Consider the following 17741-nt stretch of genomic DNA (forward strand, 5'->3'; position numbering starts at 1 on the left):
CTTTAGCTTCTCGCTTTTCCCGCTATCCGGTACACTCCACTGTGTTATTTCATCAATACTGAAGGATTATCCTCATGTACCAGGATCTTATTCGTAACGAACTGAACGAAGCGGCGGAAACGCTGGCTAACTTTCTGAAAGATGATGCCAATATTCACGCTATTCAGCGCGCTGCGGTCCTGCTGGCCGACAGCTTCAAAGCGGGTGGCAAAGTGCTCTCCTGCGGTAACGGTGGCTCTCACTGTGACGCGATGCACTTCGCAGAAGAGCTGACCGGTCGCTATCGCGAAAACCGCCCGGGCTATCCGGCGATTGCGATTTCCGACGTGAGCCACATCTCCTGCGTAGGCAACGACTTCGGTTACGACCACATCTTCTCTCGCTACGTTGAAGCGGTAGGCCGTGAAGGCGACGTGCTGCTGGGGATTTCTACCTCCGGCAACTCCGGTAACGTGATCAAAGCGATCGCCGCCGCGCGTGAAAAAGGGATGAAAGTCATCACCCTGACGGGTAAAGATGGCGGTAAGATGGACGGTACGGCGGATGTTGAAATTCGCGTTCCGCACTTCGGTTATGCTGACCGCATTCAGGAAATTCACATCAAAGTGATCCACATCCTGATTCAGCTGATCGAAAAAGAGATGGCTAAGTAAGACTTCGCGGGGGGCATATCCATTGGGGCGCTGCCCCCGCTGTTGTGGAGGTGATGTATGTGCGAACTGCTCGGGATGAGCGCGAATGTGCCAACCGATATCTGCTTTAGTTTCACCGGGCTGGTGCAGCGCGGTGGAGGAACCGGGCCGCATAAAGACGGCTGGGGCATCACCTTCTATGAAGGTAAAGGGTGTCGCACGTTCAAAGATCCACAGCCCAGCTTTAACTCGCCGATTGCCAAACTGGTGCAGGACTATCCCATCAAGTCCCGCTCGGTGATCGCCCACATTCGCCAGGCTAACCGCGGCGAAGTGGCGCTGGAAAATACCCATCCGTTTACCCGCGAGCTGTGGGGCCGTAACTGGACCTATGCGCACAATGGGCAACTCACGGGCTATAAGTCGCTGGAGACGGGCAATTTCCGCCCGGTTGGCGAAACCGACAGCGAAAAAGCCTTCTGCTGGCTGCTGCACAAGCTGACGGAGCGCTATCCCCGCACGCCCGGCAACATGGCTGCCGTGTTTAAATACATCGCGACGCTGGCGACCGAGCTACGTGAAAAAGGCGTGTTCAACATGCTGCTCTCTGACGGCCGCTATGTGATGGCGTTCTGCTCGACGAATCTGTTCTGGATCACCCGCCGTGCGCCGTTTGGCGTGGCGACGCTGCTGGATCAGGATGTGGAGATAGACTTTCAGAAGGAGACCACACCGAACGATGTGGTCACTGTTATTGCAACGCAGCCGCTGACGGGCAACGAAACCTGGCAAAAGATTATGCCAGGCGAGTGGGTGCTATTTTGTCTCGGGGACCGTGTAATTTGACGCCAACTGTGGATGGACGACTTCGTGGCTCAGCGGTTTGCTGACCACGTAACGGCCATCGACGATAGAGACCACCGGTGGCTTGTGGGTCTGCTCAAAGTAGTCATAACCCGGCTTAAGCTGTTGCCAGAAATCCGCGTAGTATGAGTACTTGTGACGTGCCATGTTGGCGTCAGTCATGCGGAACGGATAGATGCTGACCTGTACGCTAGGCTGCCCAAAGACCAGCGCGCCGGTCACGAACTGGAAGATCTCATCAATGCCGGAATCGGTCATCGCATAACAGCCGATAGACACGCAGGCACCGTGGATCATCAGGTATTTACCTTCATAACCGTGTGCACGGTCATAGGCATTCGGGAAGCCGATGTTAATGGCTTTATAGAAGCGGCTGTCAGGCTTGAGCTGGCTGCGCTGAACGTTGTAGAACCCTTCCGGACTTTTGAAGTCGCCCTGACGTTGTTTTGGCCCCAGTCCGCCGGAGTAGTTACAAATTTTGTAACTATCAAGCAGCTGATAGGTCTCGCCCATCTTCACATACAGATCGAGAGTGCGTTCTTCCTTGAAGATTTGAATATAAACCGGCGATCCCATTAACTGCTGTTTATATTCCTTGCTGACCGGCGTCGTTGAGCTATTACTGCTGAGCAGTCCGGCAAACGACATGCACGGAATCAGAAGCATCGCAATGAACAATGCGATTTTACGCATACTACTAGTTCCTTGATAAAACCATGACCAACTTGCCAGGACGGCAAAAGAGACCCGAAATCAGATTATTCTGTTAGGAGCGCTCACATTAGCACCGCTATAGATTTTCGCAAGAGCCGGGCGGTGAGTTTACAAATTAGTTTTACTTTATAAACCATCAAAATCGCGATGGCTCCAGGAACTTTGCGCATTAGCTCGCAATTTGGCGCGCGCGACGGCGGTTTCCCTGCCCGCGAGAAGGGGAAAATGTTACACTTCGCGGCCACTGGATTGTTGTTCATGGAAACCTGCTAACCACATGTTTAAAATAAAAAAAGGACTTGATCTGCCGATTGCAGGCGTGCCCGCGCAGCACGTTTCGACAGGCGCACGTGTCCGTCATGTCGCCATTGTGGGCGACGACTACCTGGGAATGCGACCTTCTATGCTGGTACAGGAAGGCGATCGCGTGATCACAGGCCAGGCGCTCTTTGAGGACAAAAAAAATCCCGGCGTGATGTTCACGGCCCCCGCAAGTGGCACCGTTGTGGCGATTAACCGTGGCGAACGACGCGTTCTGCAGTCTGTGGTTATCCGCATTGAAGGCAATGAACAGCGTGAATTCGCCCATTACGATGCCGCAGACCTCGCGTCGCTGAGCCGTGACGCTGTTCAGGCTCAGCTTCTGGCATCCGGTTTATGGACCGCGCTTCGTACCCGTCCCTTCAGCAAATCTCCTGTACCGGGAACGGAACCGGCCGCGATTTTCGTCACGGCAATGGACACCAACCCGCTCAGCGTGGACCCGCAGCCGGTTATCCTGGCGCAGCGCAAAGCCTTTGATGCCGGGCTGACCGTGTTAACCCGCCTGACGTCGGGGAAAGTCCATGTTTGCCAGGCCGGCGGCGGCAAGCTCGGCGGACATCCGCAGGGGCAGGTCACGTTTAATGCGTTTGCGGGCCCGCATCCGGCGGGTCTGGTTGGAACGCACATCCACTTTCTTGAGCCGGTAAGCCTGGCGAAACAGGTCTGGCACCTTAATTATCAGGACGTCATCGCCATCGGGAAGCTCTTCACCACCGGAGAGCTGTGCGCAGAACGTGTCATCGCCATCGGCGGGCCGCAGGCGGTAAACCCGCGTCTGGTGAAAACGCTGATTGGCGCGGATATCAATGAACTGCTGAACGACGAAACCAAAGCGGGCGAAAACCGACTGATTTCCGGTTCGGTCCTCAGTGGCCGCCAGGCCGTGCAGGCGCACGCCTATCTGGGGCGTTTCCATTTGCAGGTCAGCATTGTGCAGGAAGGACGCGACAAAGAGCTGTTCGGCTGGGTGCTGCCCGGTGCGGAAAAATACTCCGTCACCCGGACCACGCTGGGCCACTTCCTGCGTAACAGGCTGTTTAACTTCTCGACCACTACGCACGGTGGCGAGCGCGCCATGGTCCCGATTGGCAACTACGAGCGCGTCATGCCGCTGGATATTCTGCCGACCATGCTGTTGCGCGATCTGCTCGCCGGTGACACCGACAGCGCGCAGGCGCTGGGCTGCCTGGAACTGGACGAAGAAGATCTGGCGCTCTGTACCTATGTCTGTCCGGGAAAATACGAATATGGACCGGTATTGCGCGAGGTGTTAACCCGCATTGAGCAGGAAGGATAACCGATGGGCTTAAAACACCTCTTTGAAAAAATGGAGCCGCACTTTACCGAAGGGAAGCTCAAAAAGTACTACCCGCTGTATGAAGCAACGGCAACCATTTTCTATACGCCGGGTCTGGTGACGAAGGGGGCGGCGCACGTTCGTGACGCCATCGACCTTAAACGGATGATGATTCTGGTGTGGTTTGCAGTCTTCCCGGCGATGTTTTGGGGGATGTACAACGTCGGTTTGCAGACCCTTCCGGCGCTGCACCACATGTACGATGCGCAGCAGCTGGCGCAGGTGCTTCAGTCTGACTGGCACTACCGCCTGGCCCAGTCCTTAGGGGTGAACTTCGCGCCAGACGCGGGCTGGATCAGCATGATGACACTGGGCGCGGTGTTCTTCCTGCCGATTTACCTCACGGTCTTTATCGTGGGTGGCTTCTGGGAAGTGCTGTTCGCCATCATCCGTAAACATGAGATCAACGAAGGTTTCTTCGTGACCTCGATTCTGTTTGCCCTGATTGTCCCGCCAACCTTACCGCTCTGGCAGGCGGCGCTGGGCATCAGCTTTGGCGTGGTCATTGCTAAAGAAATTTTCGGCGGCACCGGGCGGAACTTCCTCAACCCGGCGCTGGCGGGACGAGCGTTCCTCTTCTTTGCCTATCCGGCGCAAATCTCAGGCGATCTGGTCTGGACGGCGGCAGACGGTTTTTCCGGTGCGACGCCGCTTTCACAGTGGGCGGCACACGGCGGCGAAACGCTGGTGAACAACGCGACGGGTCAGCCCGTGACCTGGTTTGATGCCTTTATTGGCAACATTCCTGGCTCTATCGGTGAAGTCTCGACGCTGATGATTTTGATTGGCGGGGCGATCATCCTCTTTGGGCGCGTGGCCTCCTGGCGGATTGTGGCAGGCGTGATGATCGGCATGGTGCTGACCGCCACGATGTTCAACCTTATCGGTTCGACCACCAACCCGATGTTCTCTATGCCGTGGTACTGGCATCTGGTGCTGGGGGGCTTCGCGTTCGGCATGATGTTCATGGCGACGGACCCCGTCTCGGCCTCGTTTACCGATAAAGGTAAATGGAGCTATGGCGTGCTCATTGGCGCGATGTGTGTCCTGATCCGCGTGGTCAACCCGGCGTATCCGGAAGGGATGATGCTGGCGATTCTGTTTGCCAATCTGTTTGCGCCACTCTTCGATTACCTGGTGGTGCGGGCCAACATCAAGCGGAGGAAGGCGCGTGGCTGAAGTCAAAAATAACGACAGCATCAGCAAAACGCTGCTGGTGGTGCTGGTGCTCTGTCTGGTCTGCTCCATTGTCGTGGCCGGTTCTGCCGTGGGGTTAAAACCCCTGCAGCAGGAGCAACGTGCCCTAGATAAACAGCGCAACATTCTGGCCGTGGCCGGACTGATGCAGGAGGGGATGAGCGCAGATGAGGTTTCGGCCGTCTTTGCCGAACGAATTTCCGCGCGTCTGGTGGATTTAAAAACCGGCCAGCTGCTGGATAAAGACCCGGCAACCTTCAACCAGGCGCTGGCGCTGAAAGATCCGCAGATGAGCCTGACGCTCGAGGCATCGCAAGACCCCGCCGGGATTAAGCGCCGCAGTAATCTCGCCGAAATTTACCTGGTGCGTGACCCCCAAAAACGCATTCAGGAAGTGGTGCTTCCTGTCTACGGCAACGGTCTGTGGTCAATGATGTATGCCTTTGTGGCCCTTGATACGGATGGCCGCACCGTTAAAGGCATTACGTATTATGACCAGGGCGAAACGCCGGGGCTGGGCGGCGAAGTGGAAAACCCGAACTGGCGGGCACAGTTTGTCGGCAAGAAAGTGCTCGACGATAACGGTCTGCCTGCGCTGAAGGTGATGAAAGGAGCGGCACGTCCGGGTGACGACTACGCGGTCGACGGGCTTTCCGGCGCCACGCTCACCTCAAACGGCGTGCAGCACAGTTTTGATTTCTGGATGGGCGAGCTGGGCTTTGGTCCTTTCCTGAAAAACGTACGTGAAGGAGCGCTGAACAATGGCTGATACCGGTGAACTGAAAGAAGTGAAAAAGGTGCTCATTGGCCCACTGCTCGCCAATAACCCGATCACGCTGCAGGTGCTGGGCGTCTGTTCAGCCCTGGCGGTGACGACCAAGCTGGAAACGGCGGTGGTGATGACGCTGGCCGTCACGCTGGTCACGGCGTTCTCCAGCATGTTTATCTCGATGATCCGCCACCACATTCCCAACAGTGTGAGGATCATCGTGCAGATGGCTATCATCGCCTCGCTGGTGATCGTGGTCGATCAGCTGCTGCGCGCCTTCGCCTATGAAACCTCCAAACAGCTCTCGGTGTTTGTCGGGCTAATTATCACCAACTGTATCGTCATGGGGCGTGCGGAAGCCTACGCCATGAAAATGCCGCCGCTGGCGAGCTTTATGGACGGTATCGGCAACGGCCTCGGCTACGGCGCGATCCTGCTGACCGTGGGGTTCCTGCGAGAGCTGATTGGCAGCGGCAAGCTGTTTGGCATCACGGTGCTGGACACGGTGCAAAACGGCGGATGGTATCTGCCAAACGGCCTGTTCCTGCTGGCCCCTAGCGCATTTTTCATTATCGGTTTGTTGATCTGGCTGATTCGTACGTTGAAACCAGAACAGCAGGAAAAGGAGTAACCGACGATGGCTCATTACCTGAGTTTGTTTGTGCGCGCGGTGTTTGTTGAAAACATGGCGCTCGCGTTTTTCCTCGGCATGTGTACGTTCCTTGCTGTGTCTAAAAAGGTCTCCACGGCATTTGGCCTGGGCGTGGCGGTCACCGTTGTGTTGGGGCTTTCGGTTCCGATTAACAATCTGGTGTACAACTTCGTGCTGCGGGACGGCGCGCTGGTGGAAGGGGTTGATCTCAGCTTCCTGAACTTCATCACCTTTATTGGGGTGATCGCGGCGCTGGTGCAAATCCTGGAGATGATCCTCGATAAGTATTTCCCGTCGCTCTACAACGCGCTGGGGATCTTCCTCCCGCTGATCGCGGTGAACTGCGCCATCTTCGGCGGCGTCTCGTTTATGGTTCAGCGTGATTACAACTTCAGTGAATCCGTGGTGTACGGTTTCGGCTCCGGTATCGGCTGGATGCTGGCGATTGTCACCATGGCGGGGATCCGCGAGAAAATGAAATATGCCAACGTGCCTGCGGGTCTGCGTGGCTTAGGGATCACCTTTATCACCACCGGTCTGATGGCGCTGGGCTTTATGTCCTTCTCCGGTGTGCAGCTATAAGGGCTAACAGATGGAAATTATTCTTGGCGTGGTGATGTTCACGCTGATCGTACTGGTGCTGTCAGGACTCATTCTGGCAGCGCGGGCGAAGCTGGTGAATTCCGGCGACGTGGTGATTGATATTAATGACGATCCTCAGAATCAGATCCGCACGCCTGCGGGAGATAAACTGCTCAACACGCTCTCCGGTAACGGTATTTTTGTCTCTTCAGCCTGCGGCGGCGGCGGCTCCTGCGGGCAGTGCCGCGTGACGGTAAAAGAGGGCGGTGGCGATATTCTGCCCACCGAGCTGGCGCATATCACTAAGCGTGAGGCAAAAGAGGGCTGCCGTCTGGCCTGTCAGGTCGCAGTGCGTCAGAACATGAAGATTGAACTGCCGGAAGAGATTTTCGGCGTCAAAAAATGGGAATGTGAAGTTATCTCTAATGATAACAAAGCAACCTTTATCAAAGAGCTGAAGCTGCGGGTGCCGGAAGGGGAAGATGTCCCGTTCCGCGCCGGCGGATACATTCAAATTGAGTGCCCTGAGCATACCGTGGCGTATGCGGACTTTGACGTTCCGGAGGCGTACCGCGCCGACTGGGACAAATTCAATCTCTTCCGCTTTGTATCAGAGGTTAAAGAGCCGACGCTGCGCGCCTACTCGATGGCCAACTACCCGGAAGAAAAGGGCATCATCATGCTCAACGTGCGTATCGCCACGCCGCCACCGAATGTGCCGGATGCGCCGCCGGGCGTGATGTCATCATACATCTGGTCCCTGAAGCCGGGAGATAAGGTGACCATCTCCGGTCCGTTCGGGGAGTTCTTCGCGAAAGATACCGACGCGGAGATGGTCTTTATCGGCGGCGGTGCCGGTATGGCCCCGATGCGCTCGCACATTTTTGACCAGCTCAAGCGGCTCGGCAGCAAGCGTAAAATCAGCTTCTGGTACGGGGCGCGCTCGCTGCGTGAAATGTTCTACGACGACGAGTTTGAACAGCTGGCACGTGAAAACCCGAACTTTACCTTCCACGTGGCGCTTTCCGATCCGCAGCCGGAAGATAACTGGACGGGCTATACGGGGTTCATCCACAACGTGCTGTATGAAAACTACCTCAAACAGCACCCGGCGCCCGAGGACTGCGAGTTCTATATGTGTGGTCCGCCGATGATGAACGCCGCCGTGATTAAGATGCTGAAAGATCTCGGCGTCGAAGATGAGAACATCATGCTTGATGACTTTGGAGGCTGATGATGCTGACGTTTCTGGCAACCTTTGTAGTTTTTGTGCTTGTCATCTTCGGCATGTCGTTAGGCTGGATCGTTAAGCGGAAAAGCATTCAGGGCAGCTGCGGCGGTATTTCCTCCATTGGTATCGAGAAGGTCTGCGACTGCCCGGAACCGTGCGACGCCCGCAAAAAACGCATGGCGCGCGAGCAGCAGCGCATTATTTAAGTTTTTGTAGGCCGGGTAAGGCAACGCCGCCACCCGGCATTCTTACATCTGCTTCTCAACCCTCATTTATTTACTGTATACTTATCCAGTGATGAGTGAGGGCTTACTATGCGCAAAATAATCCATGTTGATATGGACTGCTTTTTTGCCGCAGTGGAGATGCGAGACAACCCGGCGCTGCGGGATATTCCCATCGCCATTGGCGGCAGCCGCGTTCAGCGTGGTGTCATCAGCACCGCCAACTATCCTGCGCGCAAATTTGGCGTGCGAAGCGCCATGCCGACGGCGATGGCCTTAAAGCTTTGCCCTCATCTCACGCTTCTGCCAGGGCGGTTCGACGCCTATAAAGAGGCTTCCCTTCATATTCGGGAAATTTTCTCCCGCTATACCTCTCTGATAGAGCCGCTGTCGCTGGACGAAGCCTATCTGGATGTGACCGACAGCGTGCACTGCCACGGCTCCGCCACGCTGATGGCGCAGGAGATCCGCCAGACGATTTTCAACGAGCTGAATCTGACGGCATCGGCGGGTGTGGCGCCCGTTAAATTCCTTGCCAAAATCGCTTCGGATTTAAATAAGCCCAACGGCCAGTACGTCATTACGCCGGAAGAGGTGCCTGCATTTTTAAAAACGCTGCCGCTCGGCAAAATCCCCGGCGTCGGTAAAGTCTCCGCCGCAAAGCTGGAAAGCATGGGGTTACGCACCTGCGAAGACGTGCAGCGAAGCGATCTCGCGATGCTGCTTAAGCGCTTCGGGAAGTTTGGCCGCGTGCTGTGGGAGCGCAGCCAGGGGATTGACGATCGCGATGTGAACAGCGAACGGCTGCGGAAATCCGTCGGCGTTGAGCGTACCCTCATTGAAGATATTCATGACTGGTCCGAGTGCGAATCGATTATCACGGAACAGCTCTACCCGGAGCTGGAACGACGCTTAAGCAAGGTGAAGCCGGACCTGCTCATTGCCCGTCAGGGCATCAAGCTCAAATTCAACGATTTCCAGCAGACCACGCAGGAACATGTCTGGCCGCGTTTGAATAAAGACGATCTTATCGCGACGGCAAAAAAGGCATGGGAAGAACGCCGGGGCGGGCGAGGGGTGAGGCTGGTGGGATTGCACGTCACGCTGCTGGATCCGCAGTTAGAGCGACAGCTGGTATTAGGATTGTAAAAAAGCCCGGTGCGCTACGCTTACCGGGCCTGGGTTTTTCACCCTCTTCCACAGTAAGAGGGTTGGGATGAAGATGTTACTTCGCAGGGATCGCCTTCAGCAGTTCAGTCAGCAGCGTCCAGTAGTGACCGACGCTTTCGATATGAACCTGCTCATCCGGCGAGTGCGGACCGGTAATGGTTGGCCCGATAGATACCATGTCCATGTCCGGGTACGGTTTCTTGAACAGACCGCATTCCAGACCCGCGTGGATCACCTGAATGTTCGGCGTGCTGTTGAACAGACGCTGATAGGTTTCACGCACCAGCGCCATCACCGGAGAGCTTGCATCCGGCTGCCAGCCCGGGTAGCTGCCTTTGGCTGAGGTTTTTGCTCCCGCCAGCGTGCCCAGAGATTCCAGCATGCTCACCACATACTCTTTACCGCTGTCGATAAGGGAGCGGATCAGGCAGATGATCTCCGCGCTGTCGTCGCTCATGGTCACCACGCCCACGTTCAGTGAGGTTTCCACCACGCCTTTCGCCACATCAGAGTTGCGGATTACGCCGTTTGGCGTCGCGTTCAGCAGCTGAACGAAGGTGTCACGAGACTTCGCGGTCAGCGCGGCTTTATCCGTGGAGACGGATTCCAGCACCACGGTCAGGTTCTTCTCTTTCGCCGACAGTTCGTTTTTCAGGATATCCAGGTACACGGTGGAGAGTTTTTTCAGCTCGTCCGCTTTTGCCGCTGGCACTGCCACGGTGGCGAAGGCTTCGCGTGGGATCGCGTTGCGCAGGGTACCGCCGTTGAAGTCTACCAGACGCAGATCCAGCTCGGCCGCATGGCCTGCCAGGAAGCGGGCCAGCAGCTTGTTGGCGTTACCCAGACCCAGGTGAATATCACCGCCGGAGTGGCCCCCTTTCAGCCCTTTCAGCGTCAGCTTGAAGGTCTGGAAACCGGCAGGAATCGCTTCGCGTGACAGTGGCAGGGTAGAGATGAAATCAATCCCGCCCGCGCAGCCCATGTAGATCTCGCCTTCTTCTTCGGAGTCGGTGTTGATCAGGATATCCGCCTGCAGCCAGTTCGCCTGCAGACCGAACGCCCCGTCCATACCCGCTTCTTCGGTCATGGTCAGCAGCACTTCCAGTGGACCATGCTCAACGCTGTCGTCAGCCAGCACGGCCAGCGCAGAGGCCATACCGATGCCGTTATCCGCGCCCAGAGTGGTGCCGCGCGCTTTCACCCAGTCGCCGTCGATGTACGGCTGGATCGGGTCTTTGGTGAAGTCGTGAACGGTGTCGTTGTTCTTCTGTGGCACCATGTCCAGGTGCGCCTGCAGCACAACCGGTTTACGGTTTTCCATGCCTGCGGTGGCGGGTTTGCGGATCAGAATGTTGCCAACCTGGTCACGTTCCGCATGCAGACCTTTTTCCTTCGCCCAGCCCATAATATGTTCGGCAAGCTGTTCTTCATGGTAGGAAGGGTGTGGAATGGAGCAGATTTTGGCAAAAATATCCCACAGCGGCTGCGGAGATAGTTGAGACAGTTCAGACACGATAAGTCTCCTTGTCGAGGCGCTGCAAACAGGGTTGCAGGTCACAGGGTTAGCAGGTTAATAGTTACCACAAGTCAGGCTTGCGAGATGAATCTGAGAATACCACTTTCTCTGCTGGCTGGTAGCATAAAGCATGTAAAAACTCAGGCTGAGGGCGCTAAACACTGGTTTTTAGTGCGTCAGATCTCTATAATCTCGCGCAACCTATTTCCCCCTCGAACACTTTTTAAGCCGTATAAAAACAGGCTGGGACACTTCACATGAGCGAAAAATACGTCGTCACCTGGGACATGTTGCAGATTCACGCACGCAAACTGGCTGCGCGTCTGATGCCTTCCGAACAGTGGAAAGGCATTATTGCCGTCAGCCGTGGCGGTCTGGTACCGGGGGCGCTGCTGGCACGTGAGCTGGGTATTCGTCATGTCGATACCGTCTGCATCTCCAGCTATGACCATGATAACCAGCGTGAGCTGAAAGTGCTGAAACGCGCGGAAGGCGACGGTGAAGGCTTCATCGTTATTGATGACCTGGTGGATACCGGCGGTACTGCGGTGGCTATCCGCGAAATGTATCCGAAAGCCCATTTCGTCACTATCTTCGCGAAACCTGCTGGTCGCCCGCTGGTTGACGATTACGTGATTGATATCCCGCAGGATACCTGGATTGAACAGCCATGGGATATGGGCGTGGTCTTCGTACCGCCGATTTCAGGCCGTTAATACCAGTACGTAACTTTACACGCCCGGCTATGCCGGGCGTTGTTCTTTTTGGCCTGCCACGCGTTACAATAGTCTTCATATGACGTATTCATGGAGGCAACGCAATGACGCAGGCGAATCTCACCGAGACACTTTTCAAACCCCGTTTCAAACACCCTGAAACGTCGACGCTGGTGCGTCGCTTTAATCCGGGGACCCAGCCTGCCGTCCAGTCCGCGTTAGACGGTAAAAACGTGCCCCACTGGTATCGTATGATTAACCGCCTGATGTGGGTCTGGCGCGGTATCGATCCTCGTGAAATCCTTGATGTGCAGGCGCGTATCGTGATGAGTGAAGCCGAGCGCACCGACAGCGAACTCTATGATACGGTGGTGGGTTATCGGGGGGAAACTGGATCTACGAGTGGTCTAAACAGGCGATGCTCTGGCAGCAAAAAGCCACCCAGGAAGAGGATGCCACGCGCAGCGGCAAGCACTGGCTGCATGCGGCCAATCTCTACGCCATTGCCGCGTATCCACATCTGAAAGGTGATGAGCTGGCTGAGCAGGCACAGGCGCTGGCGAATCGCGCTTACGAAGAGGCGGCTCAACGCCTGCCGGGCCAGATGCGCGAACTCGAGTTTACCATTCCGGGTGGGTCATCCATCACCGGGTTCCTGCATATGCCTGAAGGTGAAGGTCCGTTCCCGACCGTCCTCATGTGCGGGGGGCTGGATTCGTTGCAGATCGATTATTACAGCCTGTATGAGCGTTACTTCGCACCAAAAGGGATCGCGATGCTGACGCTGGATATGCCCTCAATCGGCTTCTCATCCAAATGGAAACTGACGCAGGATTCCAGCCTGCTGCATCAGCATGCGCTAAAAGCGCTGGAAAACATTCCGTGGGTTGACCACACCCGCGTGGCGGCATTTGGCTTCCGCTTTGGCGCAAACGTCGCGGTGCGTCTGGCTTATCTTGAATCCTCCCGCCTGAAAGCCGTCGCTTGTCTTGGTCCGGTCGTTCACGCCCTGCTCAGCGATCCCGCCCGCCAGGGGAGCGTGCCTGAAATGTACCTTGATGTGCTGGCCAGCCGTCTTGGCATGCATGATGCATCAGACGAAGCGCTGCGCGTGGAGCTCAATCGCTACTCGTTAAAAACGCAAGGGCTGCTGGGACGTCGCTGCCCGACGCCGATGCTGTCGGGTTTCTGGAAAAACGATCCGTTCAGTCCGGAAGAAGAGTCGCGCTTAATCACGTCGTCATCTGCGGATGGCAAACTGCTCGAGGTGCCGTTCAGCCCGGTCTATCAGAATTTCGATAAAGCTCTGAAAGAGATTACGCGCTGGATCGCTCAGAGATTGTGTTAATAGATTGCTAAATTTCGCTGGTTTGGTAAAACAGTGGCTTCACAAAAGGAGATCGCAATGACGTTACCGAGTGGACACCCGAAAAGTAGATTGATTAAGAAGTTCATGGCTCTTGGCCCGTATATTCGAGAAGAGCAGTGTGAAGAGAATCGCTTTTTTTTCGACTGCCTGGCTGTATGCGTCAACGTGAAGCCTGCACCCGAAAAACGTGAATTCTGGGGCTGGTGGATGGAAATGGAAGCAGAGGAAAAACGCTTTACGTATAGCTACCAGTTTGGTCTGTTTAATAAAGACGGCAACTGGCAGGCGACCACCATTAAAGATCAGGAAGTGATTGACCGCCTGGAATACACCCTGAAAGAGTTCCACGATAAGGCACGCGCACTGCTGGCGACTCTTGATCTCAGGTTCGAGCCAGCGGATGACTTTTCCAGCGAAGCGGTGAAGCTGACTGCCTGATAGCGTCACAGCGCCGGGTGGCGGCTTCGCCTTACCCGGCCTACAAAAATGATGGTTTTCTCCCTCTCCCCGTGGGAGAGGGCCGGGGTGAGGGCACCAGCCCGCATTAATCCCCGAAATAAAAAAAACCGGCACCAGGCCGGTTTTTTATTTCGCATCATTAGAACTGGTAGGTCATACCCAGAGCAACAATGTCATCGCTGCTCACGCCCAGTTTATTATCGTCGTCAATCTGGTTGATTTTATAATCAACAAACGCGGACATATTTTTGTTGAAGTAATAGGTCGCGCCAACGTCAATATATTTCACCAGATCTTCGTCACCAATACCTTCGATATCTTTGCCTTTAGACTGGACATAACCCAGGGACGGACGCAGACCGAAATCGAACTGATATTGTGCGACGACTTCAAAGTTCTGTGCTTTATTAGCAAATCCGCCAGAAATTGGCGTCATATTGCGGGTTTCTGAATACATCGCTGCCAGATAAATATCGTTCGCGTCATATTTCAGACCGGTAGCCCAAGCTTCGGCTTTCTGGCCCTGGCCACGCGCCAGCAGGTTCTGCGCATTGGTGCGGTCAGAGTTAGTGTAAGCACCGCTGACGGCGAAATCGCTGCCGCCGAAGTCATAGCTCAGAGAGGTACCAAAACCGTCACCGTTCTGTTTCTTGGCGTCACGGTTTTCGTTTTTGCCCTGGTACTGCAAGGTCATGTCCAGGCCGTCAACCGCGCCGAAGAAGTCGGTGTTACGGTAGGTAGCAAGACCGGTCGCACGCTTGGTCATGAAGTTATCGGTCTGCGCGGAAGAGTCGCCGCCGAACTCAGGGAACATGTCGGTCCATGCTTCAACGTCATACAGGGCACCCAGGTTACGACCGTAATCCAGAGAACCAAAGTTTTTCAGCTTCAGGCCCGCGAACGCCAGACGGGTTTTCTGAGAGGAGTCGCTCTCGGCTTTGTTACCCGCAAATTCAGATTCCCAACGACCATAGCCCGTCAGCTGATCGTTAATCTGGGTTTCGCCTTTAAAACCGAAACGAACGTAAGTCTGATCGCCATCTTTGGTGGCATCATCGCTGATGTAGTGCATGGCTTTCACTTTGCCGTACACGTCCAGCTTATTACCATCTTTATTATAAACTTCAGCTGCGTGAACGGATGCAGAAGCCACTACGCCCATAACCATTAATGCCAGAGTGCTCTTTTTCATTTTCGATCCTGTCTTATAAACGCGCTAAAAAATTCGCTGGACGATAAGCTCATGCTTAAGTCCCGTGAAAAAACAGGAAGGGTTTTATCGTTCTGGAATGAAACTTTTATGACAAACTAAGAATAATTTTAAAAAACTGTGATTTATTATTTCGGTAATAAAAGTGTCAAATTCTCCCGCTACGCTTCCTGATCCCGCGCAACAAAGTGTTTCGCGATGTGCTAAGGCAGTTGGCAACGGGGCTGACTCCTGCTAAAACGTTCGTTCGACATTACTTTCCCTTATCGTTGAACGGCAGAGAATCATGAGTGACAGCCAGACGCTGGTGGTAAAACTCGGTACCAGTGTTTTAACAGGCGGATCGCGCCGCCTAAATCGCGCCCACATTGTTGAGCTTGTACGTCAGTGCGCTCAGTTACATGCCGCAGGGCATCGTATTGTGATTGTGACCTCCGGGGCGATTGCCGCCGGGCGTGAACATCTGGGTTACCCCGAACTCCCCGCGACGATCGCCTCCAAACAGCTGCTGGCCGCCGTGGGACAAAGCCGACTCATTCAACTCTGGGAACAGCTGTTCTCTATCTATGGCATCCACGTCGGGCAGATGCTGCTGACGCGTGCGGATATGGAAGACAGAGAGCGCTTCCTGAACGCCCGCGATACCCTGCGCGCGCTGCTGGACAACAATATCGTTCCGGTCATTAACGAGAACGATGCCGTTGCTACCGCTGAAATCAAAGTGGGTGATAACGATAACCTCTCTGCGCTGGCCGCCATTCTGGCCGGCGCCGATAAATTACTGCTTCTGACCGATCAGCAGGGGTTGTTCACTGCCGATCCGCGCTCCAACCCTGAAGCCGAGCTGATTACCGACGTTCACGGTATCGACGATGCGCTGCGCGCCATTGCCGGTGATAGCGTGTCCGGCCTCGGAACGGGCGGCATGGGGACCAAGCTGCAGGCCGCCGACGTGGCGTGCCGCGCCGGTATCGACACCATCATTGCCGCGGGCAGCCGCCCTGGCGTGATTGGCGACGTGATGGAAGGCATCTCCGTTGGCACCCGCTTCCACGCTCAGGAATCCCCGCTGGAAAACCGTAAGCGCTGGATCTTTGGCGCGCCGCCTGCGGGCGAACTCGTCGTTGATGAAGGGGCGACCGCCGCGATTCTGGAACGAGGAAGTTCATTACTTCCTAAAGGAATTAAAAGCGTGACAGGCAACTTCTCCCGTGGTGAAGTGATCCGTATCCGTAACCTCGAAGGTCGCGACATCGCCCACGGCGTAAGCCGCTATAACAGCGATGCCCTGCGCCGCATCGCGGGTCACCATTCGCAGCAGATCGACGCCATTCTGGGCTATGAATATGGCCCGGTTGCCGTGCATCGCGATGACATGATTATTCGTTAAGGAGCCAGAACATGCTGGAACAAATGGGCGCCGCCGCGAAGGCCGCCTCTTATAAACTGGCGCTCCTTTCCAGCCGCGAGAAAAACCGCGTGCTGGAAAAAATCGCTGATTATCTGGAATCTCAGTCCCAGGAAATTTTGCTCGCCAACGAGCAGGATTTACTGGAAGCGCGCCGCAACGGTCTGAGCGAAGCGATGCTCGACCGTCTGGCGTTGACCCCGGCTCGCCTGAAAGGCATCGCCGACGATGTTCGTCAGGTCTGCAATCTGGCCGATCCGGTAGGGCAGGTGATTGACGGTGGGCTGCTGGACAGCGGTTTACGCCTGGAGCGCCGTCGCGTGCCGCTCGGCGTTATCGGCGTTATTTATGAAGCCCGTCCAAACGTGACGGTGGATGTCGCCTCCCTGTGCCTGAAAACCGGCAACGCCGCCATTCTGCGCGGTGGGAAAGAGACCTGGCGCACCAACGCCGCGACGGTGAAAGTCATTCAGCAGGCGCTGGAAGAGTGTGGCTTACCAGCGGGTGCCGTGCAGGCAATTGAGAGCCCGGACCGCGCGCTGGTCAACGAAATGCTGCGCATGGACAAATACATCGACATGCTGATCCCACGCGGCGGCGCGGGCCTGCACAAGCTGTGCCGCGAGCAGTCGACGATTCCGGTGATCACCGGCGGTATTGGCGTGTGTCATATCGTGGTAGACGACAGCGCTGAGATTGCTCCTGCTCTGAAGATTATCGTGAACGCGAAGACCCAGCGTCCTAGCACCTGTAACACCGTTGAAACGCTGCTGGTGCATCAGGACATAGCGAACACCTTCCTGCCAGCTCTGAGCAAACAGATGGCAGAGAGCGGCGTGACGCTGCATGCTGACGCCAGTGCGCTCGCGCTGCTGCAGGATGGCCCGGCTAACGTCGTTCCCGTCAACGCGGAGCAGTACGACGACGAGTTCCTGTCACTGGATCTGAACGTGAAAATCGTGAACGATCTTGACGACGCGATTGCGCACATCCGTGAGCATGGCACGCAGCATTCTGACGCCATCCTGACACGTACGCTGCGCAATGCGGATCGCTTCGTGAACGAAGTGGATTCCTCTGCGGTGTATGTGAATGCCTCCACCCGCTTCACCGACGGCGGCCAGTTCGGTCTCGGCGCTGAGGTGGCGGTCAGTACGCAGAAACTGCACGCGCGCGGTCCGATGGGGCTGGAAGCGCTGACCACGTACAAGTGGATCGGCTTCGGCGACGATACGATTCGTGCGTAAATAATCACGGGTGATGCAAAAATAGCCGTTTGATTCAAAAGGGCATTGACGCATCACCCGGATAGATCTAACCTTTTGCCCCGTGGTTACACTCGTAACC

At 55.7% G+C, this 17741-nt stretch carries 17 protein-coding genes and 1 pseudogene; 15 read left to right on the forward strand and 3 right to left on the reverse strand.

The window, feature by feature from the left end; translation table 11 throughout:
- Window positions 1–74 precede the first annotated feature (74 nt).
- Window positions 75–653, forward strand: a complete 579-nt coding sequence (lpcA, locus tag ACMGGQ_RS02460) for a D-sedoheptulose 7-phosphate isomerase (protein ID WP_021242877.1) — start codon at window positions 75–77, stop codon at window positions 651–653.
- A gap of 57 nt (window positions 654–710) precedes the next feature.
- Window positions 711–1478, forward strand: coding sequence for a class II glutamine amidotransferase (locus ACMGGQ_RS02465; protein ID WP_008500262.1), 768 nt, complete (start codon window positions 711–713; stop codon window positions 1476–1478).
- Here ACMGGQ_RS02465 and dpaA read toward each other — a convergent pair.
- Window positions 1449–2189, reverse strand: a complete 741-nt coding sequence (gene dpaA / locus ACMGGQ_RS02470) for a peptidoglycan meso-diaminopimelic acid protein amidase (protein WP_045909850.1) — start codon at window positions 2187–2189, stop codon at window positions 1449–1451. The genes ACMGGQ_RS02465 and dpaA overlap by 30 nt on opposite strands.
- Before the next feature lie 298 nt (window positions 2190–2487).
- On the opposite strand from dpaA, the gene ACMGGQ_RS02475 reads away from it, so the two are divergent.
- The 8 genes from ACMGGQ_RS02475 (at window position 2488) to dinB (ending at window position 9695) form a co-directional block, all read left to right on the forward strand.
- Window positions 2488–3831, forward strand: a complete 1344-nt coding sequence (locus tag ACMGGQ_RS02475) for a Na(+)-translocating NADH-quinone reductase subunit A (RefSeq protein ID WP_353143005.1) — start codon at window positions 2488–2490, stop codon at window positions 3829–3831.
- 3 nt (window positions 3832–3834) lie between these two features.
- A complete protein-coding gene (locus ACMGGQ_RS02480) occupies window positions 3835–5070 on the forward strand; it encodes an NADH:ubiquinone reductase (Na(+)-transporting) subunit B (RefSeq protein ID WP_234081166.1) in 1236 nt (411 codons plus the stop codon).
- Window positions 5063–5857, forward strand: coding sequence for a Na(+)-translocating NADH-quinone reductase subunit C (locus ACMGGQ_RS02485; protein ID WP_045909847.1), 795 nt, complete (start codon window positions 5063–5065; stop codon window positions 5855–5857). The genes ACMGGQ_RS02480 and ACMGGQ_RS02485 overlap by 8 nt, the downstream gene beginning before the upstream one ends.
- Window positions 5850–6488, forward strand: a complete 639-nt coding sequence (locus ACMGGQ_RS02490; protein WP_024909466.1) for an NADH:ubiquinone reductase (Na(+)-transporting) subunit D — start codon at window positions 5850–5852, stop codon at window positions 6486–6488. The genes ACMGGQ_RS02485 and ACMGGQ_RS02490 overlap by 8 nt, the downstream gene beginning before the upstream one ends.
- 6 nt (window positions 6489–6494) lie before the next feature.
- Window positions 6495–7091, forward strand: coding sequence for an NADH:ubiquinone reductase (Na(+)-transporting) subunit E (nqrE, locus tag ACMGGQ_RS02495; protein WP_023334613.1), 597 nt, complete (start codon window positions 6495–6497; stop codon window positions 7089–7091).
- Between the two features lie 10 nt (window positions 7092–7101).
- Window positions 7102–8325, forward strand: coding sequence for an NADH:ubiquinone reductase (Na(+)-transporting) subunit F (nqrF, locus tag ACMGGQ_RS02500; protein WP_048225774.1), 1224 nt, complete (start codon window positions 7102–7104; stop codon window positions 8323–8325).
- Window positions 8325–8528: a (Na+)-NQR maturation NqrM gene (nqrM, locus tag ACMGGQ_RS02505; RefSeq protein ID WP_227879528.1), complete on the forward strand. Its 204-nt coding sequence runs from the start codon at window positions 8325–8327 to the stop codon at window positions 8526–8528. Before nqrF ends, nqrM begins: the two co-directional genes overlap by 1 nt.
- A 108-nt stretch (window positions 8529–8636) precedes the next feature.
- The gene (gene dinB / locus ACMGGQ_RS02510; RefSeq protein WP_048029970.1) at window positions 8637–9695 is read left to right on the forward strand and encodes a DNA polymerase IV; all 1059 of its coding nucleotides are present in this window, start codon (window positions 8637–8639) and stop codon (window positions 9693–9695) included.
- 76 nt (window positions 9696–9771) lie between these two features.
- Here the strand turns inward: dinB and pepD are convergent, their stop codons facing one another.
- On the reverse strand, window positions 9772–11229 hold the full coding sequence (gene pepD / locus ACMGGQ_RS02515; protein WP_262790171.1) for a cytosol nonspecific dipeptidase: 1458 nt from the start codon (window positions 11227–11229) through the stop codon (window positions 9772–9774).
- A gap of 260 nt (window positions 11230–11489) precedes the next feature.
- Between pepD and gpt the strand changes: the two genes are divergently transcribed.
- From gpt to crl, 3 genes and pseudogenes are all read left to right on the forward strand, one after another.
- Window positions 11490–11948: a xanthine phosphoribosyltransferase gene (gene gpt, locus ACMGGQ_RS02520; RefSeq protein WP_003863205.1), complete on the forward strand. Its 459-nt coding sequence runs from the start codon at window positions 11490–11492 to the stop codon at window positions 11946–11948.
- A 104-nt stretch (window positions 11949–12052) separates the two neighbouring features.
- Window positions 12053–13296 (forward strand): annotated as a pseudogene (gene frsA / locus ACMGGQ_RS02525) (esterase FrsA).
- A 57-nt stretch (window positions 13297–13353) separates the two neighbouring features.
- Window positions 13354–13755 (forward strand): sigma factor-binding protein Crl, encoded by a 402-nt coding sequence (gene crl, locus ACMGGQ_RS02530; RefSeq protein ID WP_045909842.1) that lies wholly within the window; start codon window positions 13354–13356, stop codon window positions 13753–13755.
- Window positions 13756–13915: 160 nt separating this feature from the next.
- On the opposite strand, the gene phoE is transcribed toward crl, so the two are convergent.
- Window positions 13916–14968 (reverse strand): phosphoporin PhoE, encoded by a 1053-nt coding sequence (gene phoE / locus ACMGGQ_RS02535; protein WP_008501878.1) that lies wholly within the window; start codon window positions 14966–14968, stop codon window positions 13916–13918.
- Between the two features lie 304 nt (window positions 14969–15272).
- Between phoE and proB the strand changes: the two genes are divergently transcribed.
- The gene (proB, locus tag ACMGGQ_RS02540; protein WP_008501877.1) at window positions 15273–16376 is read left to right on the forward strand and encodes a glutamate 5-kinase; all 1104 of its coding nucleotides are present in this window, start codon (window positions 15273–15275) and stop codon (window positions 16374–16376) included.
- An 11-nt stretch (window positions 16377–16387) separates the two neighbouring features.
- Window positions 16388–17641, forward strand: coding sequence for a glutamate-5-semialdehyde dehydrogenase (gene proA, locus ACMGGQ_RS02545; protein WP_320723788.1), 1254 nt, complete (start codon window positions 16388–16390; stop codon window positions 17639–17641).
- The last annotated feature ends 100 nt before the right edge of the window (window positions 17642–17741 follow it).

The organism is Enterobacter sp. BNK-13 (assembly GCF_048685015.1).
In the GTDB taxonomy this organism is placed as follows: Bacteria; Pseudomonadota; Gammaproteobacteria; order Enterobacterales; family Enterobacteriaceae; genus Enterobacter; species Enterobacter quasiroggenkampii.

Excerpts from the sequence above, each read along its gene's own strand:
- lpcA (WP_021242877.1), top strand. The coding sequence starts at position 75 with ATGTACCAGGATCTTATTCGTAACGAACTGAACGAAGCGGCGGAAACG.
- ACMGGQ_RS02465 (WP_008500262.1), top strand. The coding sequence starts at position 711 with ATGTGCGAACTGCTCGGGATGAGCGCGAATGTGCCAACCGATATCTGC.
- dpaA (WP_045909850.1), bottom strand. The coding sequence starts at position 2,189 with ATGCGTAAAATCGCATTGTTCATTGCGATGCTTCTGATTCCGTGCATG.
- ACMGGQ_RS02475 (WP_353143005.1), top strand. The coding sequence starts at position 2,488 with ATGTTTAAAATAAAAAAAGGACTTGATCTGCCGATTGCAGGCGTGCCC.
- ACMGGQ_RS02480 (WP_234081166.1), top strand. The coding sequence starts at position 3,835 with ATGGGCTTAAAACACCTCTTTGAAAAAATGGAGCCGCACTTTACCGAA.
- ACMGGQ_RS02490 (WP_024909466.1), top strand. The coding sequence starts at position 5,850 with ATGGCTGATACCGGTGAACTGAAAGAAGTGAAAAAGGTGCTCATTGGC.
- nqrE (WP_023334613.1), top strand. The coding sequence starts at position 6,495 with ATGGCTCATTACCTGAGTTTGTTTGTGCGCGCGGTGTTTGTTGAAAAC.
- nqrF (WP_048225774.1), top strand. The coding sequence starts at position 7,102 with ATGGAAATTATTCTTGGCGTGGTGATGTTCACGCTGATCGTACTGGTG.
- nqrM (WP_227879528.1), top strand. The coding sequence starts at position 8,325 with ATGATGCTGACGTTTCTGGCAACCTTTGTAGTTTTTGTGCTTGTCATC.
- dinB (WP_048029970.1), top strand. The coding sequence starts at position 8,637 with ATGCGCAAAATAATCCATGTTGATATGGACTGCTTTTTTGCCGCAGTG.
- gpt (WP_003863205.1), top strand. The coding sequence starts at position 11,490 with ATGAGCGAAAAATACGTCGTCACCTGGGACATGTTGCAGATTCACGCA.
- crl (WP_045909842.1), top strand. The coding sequence starts at position 13,354 with ATGACGTTACCGAGTGGACACCCGAAAAGTAGATTGATTAAGAAGTTC.
- phoE (WP_008501878.1), bottom strand. The coding sequence starts at position 14,968 with ATGAAAAAGAGCACTCTGGCATTAATGGTTATGGGCGTAGTGGCTTCT.
- proB (WP_008501877.1), top strand. The coding sequence starts at position 15,273 with ATGAGTGACAGCCAGACGCTGGTGGTAAAACTCGGTACCAGTGTTTTA.
- proA (WP_320723788.1), top strand. The coding sequence starts at position 16,388 with ATGCTGGAACAAATGGGCGCCGCCGCGAAGGCCGCCTCTTATAAACTG.